General features: G+C 50.3%; 4 protein-coding genes. 1 reads left to right on the forward strand and 3 read right to left on the reverse strand.

The window, feature by feature from the left end; genetic code table 11:
* Positions 1-94 precede the first annotated feature (94 nt).
* The 3 genes from Q0620_RS10600 to Q0620_RS10610 all read right to left on the reverse strand — a co-directional run bounded on the left by Q0620_RS10600 (position 95) and on the right by Q0620_RS10610 (position 3,260).
* Positions 95-1,135: an isoaspartyl peptidase/L-asparaginase gene (locus tag Q0620_RS10600; RefSeq protein ID WP_298785111.1), complete on the reverse strand. Its 1,041-nt coding sequence runs from the start codon at positions 1,133-1,135 to the stop codon at positions 95-97.
* 414 nt (positions 1,136-1,549) lie between these two features.
* A complete protein-coding gene (locus tag Q0620_RS10605) occupies positions 1,550-1,987 on the reverse strand; it encodes a DUF417 family protein (RefSeq protein ID WP_298785113.1) in 438 nt (145 codons plus the stop codon).
* 145 nt (positions 1,988-2,132) lie between these two features.
* A complete protein-coding gene (locus tag Q0620_RS10610; RefSeq protein WP_298785115.1) occupies positions 2,133-3,260 on the reverse strand; it encodes a thiamine-phosphate kinase in 1,128 nt (375 codons plus the stop codon).
* Positions 3,261-3,727: 467 nt separating this feature from the next.
* Here Q0620_RS10610 and Q0620_RS10615 point away from each other — a divergent pair, with 467 nt between their 5' ends.
* On the forward strand, positions 3,728-4,216 hold the full coding sequence (locus Q0620_RS10615; RefSeq protein WP_298785118.1) for a hypothetical protein: 489 nt from the start codon (positions 3,728-3,730) through the stop codon (positions 4,214-4,216).
* Positions 4,217-4,349 lie beyond the last annotated feature (133 nt).

Consider the following 4,349-nt stretch of genomic DNA (forward strand, 5'->3'; position numbering starts at 1 on the left):
AATTTGACCCCGCCCGAATCAAAATAGGCGGGATCAAATTTGATCTTTTCTTGCTAAGCGCTTCTCTGCTTTCTGCGCTATCTGCTAAAATCAATCATTTCTCGCCAAGTGGCCAATAAACGATCGGCTTGGCTCCGAGTCTTGCTTCGCCGTGATACATCCCCAGCTTATCTTTCGTCCATGCAAAGCCCGTGTGTCCGTGCTTGTCGATCGAGATGATGCCGCCGCTGCCGCCGAGCGCTTTGACCTCTTGCACCGCTTCTTCGGCGGCCTTTTGCACGTCGGAGGTTTTGTATTTATACAGAGCCGAGACCTCGTGTGCGGCGTTTACGCGCATGTATATATCGCCCGTGCCGGTGCATGAAACCGCCACCGAGTCGTTGTCGGCGTAGGTTCCAGAGCCTATTATCGGGCTATCGCCGATGCGGCCGGTCATTTTGTTGGTCATGCCGCCCGTGCTGGTCGCTGCGGCTAGGTTGCCGTTTTTATCCAGCGCGATCGCGCCCACGGTGCCAAGATATGGGCGCTCGTGTAAATTTAACGACGTCTTTTTCGCCTTTTCGCTATCAAGTAGCAGCTTTTGCTTCTCTTTGGCTTTTTGCAGCGCGTCGTATCTAAACTGCGTGAAAAAATACTTCTGATCCACCATCTCTAGGCCGTTTTCTTTAGCGAGCTTGTCGGCTCCCTCGCCGGCGACTAGCGTATGCCACGTCTTATCCATCACGAGCCTGGCGCCTAGGATAGGGTTTTTGATATGCCGCACCATAGCGATCGCGCCCGCTTTTTTGGTCGAGCCGTCCATGATCGAGGCGTCGAGCTCGTTAAATCCGTCGGCGGTAAATACCGCTCCCTTGCCCGCGTTGAAATTCGGATCGTCCTCAAGCACCATTATCGCCGCCGTTACGGCATCCATCGCGCTGCCGCCCTTCTCAAGCACGGCTTGACCCGCCAAAAGCGCTTTTTTCATAGGCTCCTCGCGGATTTTAAATTCCTCCTTGGTTAGATCAAGACCGCTGGTGCCGCCGTGAATGACGATGACTGGGGAAAATTTCTCCTGCGCATTCGCAGCCGTTAGCCCGAGCAGGGCCAAACTCGCCGCCATAAAAACGGCCTTTGAGAGTGAAAAGTGCTTCATATCTCATCCTTTCGAAAAAATTGCAGAATTCCTAAGAAATGATATAACTTTGCGCTTTTCGTTTCGCTTAATCAAATGCGAATTTGGCTGGATCTAAATCTAATGCTTTGAGCTTAGGATTAAGCTTTCGCTGTCAAAATTTAACGCGACTCAATTTGTGGCACAATCTGATGGATCGATTTAAATTTTATAATTTTGAGTTTGAGCGTTGGCAAAATTTAATTATCGTAGCTCAATAAATTTCAACCGCACGTCATAAAATTTTAGCGCGCGGCTGTATTTTAAAGGGTGCTATGCAAGCAGACTCAAGCACGCACCCCGCCGGCAAAGCAGGCTTCAAATCAAAAGCCTCAAGCTCGCCGTGCGCGATCATTTAGTGTTGCGTCGGAACCGACGCCAGTATGTTTTGACGGCTCAATCGCAGCTTTTTTCTCCGCGGCAAAGGCGCGCCAGGTCGTATTTTAGCAGCACCAAGCCAAGGCCTAGCAAGAAAAGGTCTTTAAAGATAAAGCCGTCGATCTTGCCTAGCTGCGGCAGTAGGCTGAGCGTAGTAAGCGCCATGACGATCACGATGAGATCGCCCACGATACCCGCCTTCGGCTTGAAAAAGCCCGCGATGAGCGAGAGATAGCCCACGGTCTCCACCACGCCCAAAAAATAGCTCGCGCCGGCGTCCCCGAGCGCTGAGGGCAAAAACGAAAGCCACGTCTGCGAAAAGAGCGGCTTTAAAGTCTCCACTTCAAACTCAAACCACTTGTAGTTGCCCATCACGGCAAGCACGATGATAACGAAAAGTCTGGCGAATATAATATCCGCGTCGCCTGCGACAAATTTTTTTACGATCTCCCTCATACGGCTCCTTTGTAAATTTTGTAGCGGTATGATAGCGAGCTTGCGTGTAGGCTACGTGAAGGGGCGAAATTTCAAATCTTCGGCTCCACAAAATTTGAAATTCCATGCCGCGCGCCGTAAAATTTAAAGCGATCGCGGCAAAATTTCAAGGCGCGAAGTGGTGCGAGCTGCCGCGAAATTCCATAGAGCTTTGCGGAGTGCGCGGGCAAACCTCGGCGATGATATTGATCGAAACGCCCGCTTTAGCGGCAATCGCGTAGATTTTGGGCAAAAACTTCGACGCGAAGCTGAACAAAATCTCGTACTCCTCGCCGCTTTGCAACGCAGCCTCGCTAGGACGGGCGATCCAGCGCGCACCCACGCCGCTAGCCTCCAGCAGGCGGGGCAAATCCTGCGCGAGCCCGTCGCTAATGTCCATCGCCGCGCTGATGAACTTCGCCGCCTTGTAAAAAAACTTATCGCGCAAGACGGGCCTGACGAAGCGCGAATTTTTTGAAATTTTTGCGCGCAGATCCTCGCGCAAGCGATATGAGCCACTACCCGGCACAGGATTTTCGCCTGCAGAGCTTTGCGACATATAATTTTCGCATGCGAGGCTTTGCGACGCAGGGCTCTTATGATCCTCTCCGCTTCGTGACACGGAATTTTGCGCCGAATTTTCGGCATCCAGGCTCTGCGGCTCGGCGCGCGCAGATGAAATTTTATCGCCCGAGCTTCGCACCTCATCGCTTGGGCCTTGCGCAGGCGAAATTTTATCATTTCGGTTTTGCGTCTGCGAGCTAGCGGGCGAAATTTCATCTCTTAAAAGCACCGCCAGATCGCGCCCGACGCCGCCTAGCTCGCCAGTATGCGCGATGAAATCGCCCACACGCGCGCCGCTGCGAAACACGGGGCGCTTGCACTTGCCGATCAGGCTCACGCTAAGCGCGATGCGATCCGAGCCGATCGTGTCGCCGCCGATGATCCGTATGCCCCACTCCCGCGCCGTCTCGCTCACGCCCGCGCACAGCTCGTCGATCTCGCGCGTGCCGATCTCGCGCGGCAGAGCAAGCCCCAGCAGGGCGTATTTGGCGCGCGCATTGGTCGCGATCATGTCCGAGATGTTTACGAGCATCGCCTTTGCGCCGATCTCGCGCAGGCTCAGCCAGCCGCGGCGAAAGTGCACGCCCTCGACAAAAAGGTCCTTGCAATACGCCCGTTCGCCAATTACGGCGCAATCATCGCCGCTAAACTTCGATCTAAATTTCTCAAAAATATACCGCTCTTTATCCATGCGCCCTCCGTTAAATTTAGCGTTACGCCGCAGCCACGCGAAAGCTAAGAAGCCCGAATTTGCGGGCCTTTGTTTAAATTTCGTCGCGCACGCGCAGCAGGAGTTCTACGCTCCGCTTTGCAAGATTATAGCGTAAATTTAGATTTTCGCCGCGCGAGTTTGGCTGCGGTTCGGTGCGGCTCGATAGCAAAATTAGAAATCGCGTGAGCTTTGGGGCTTTAACGCGGCTCGGTATGACTTGATGCGGACGAAGGCCCGCGATAAAACAGCGCCTGAGGCTATTTTTTGCTTGCGCCCGCCTGCGCGCACTCCCTCAGATGACGGCTCTTTTAAACGGCAAGTTTGAAAATTTAAAATTTAGCCGTAACCGCTGGCAAGATTAAATTTAAACGCTGCGTAAGCGTAGCAAAGATAGAATTTAGCGCTAAATTTAAAACCGTAATGCGACATTCAAGCAAGGAGATAAAATGAACGATACCAAACCGGATAAGCCGCTACTAATCATAAAAAGGGCTAGGCGTTTTTACGGGCCTTTTTATGCGGTAGTTAAAATTTTGCAATTTTATATCGCCATTGTTTTTATAATGCTCGACAAGCCTTATGCGCCTATCGTAGGCTGGGTGATGCTAATCGGGCTTTTTTACGCAGAGATTATCCCGAATTGCTTTAAATTTATTGCGTGCTACGATGATCGCATAGTCGTGAAATATTTTTTCTGGGAAAAAATTATCATGCTTACAGATATAAAGGAATTCACCGCATATAAAATCCCTATATCATTTAAACAAATTTTAGCCATAAGGCTTAAGCCTAAAATTTATGATATATTGATTTATCTAGGCTCGATCTCTATACCGATGGACTACATAGCCAGCGATGATTTTGAAAAGCTGAAAATTCTACTGAAAGAACGCAATGTAAGATATTTCAATTTTAAAAATTTCAAATATGAATAAATTTTATCTGAGGATCAAAAATGAACGATGCGAAACCGGGCGAGCCGCTGCTAATCATAAAAAGGGCGAGGCGTTTTTACGGACCTTTTTATGCGGTAGTTAAAATTTTGCAATTTTATATCGCCGTTATTTT

The sequence above is a fragment of the uncultured Campylobacter sp. genome (assembly GCF_938017615.1).
Lineage (GTDB): Bacteria > Campylobacterota > Campylobacteria > Campylobacterales > Campylobacteraceae > Campylobacter_B.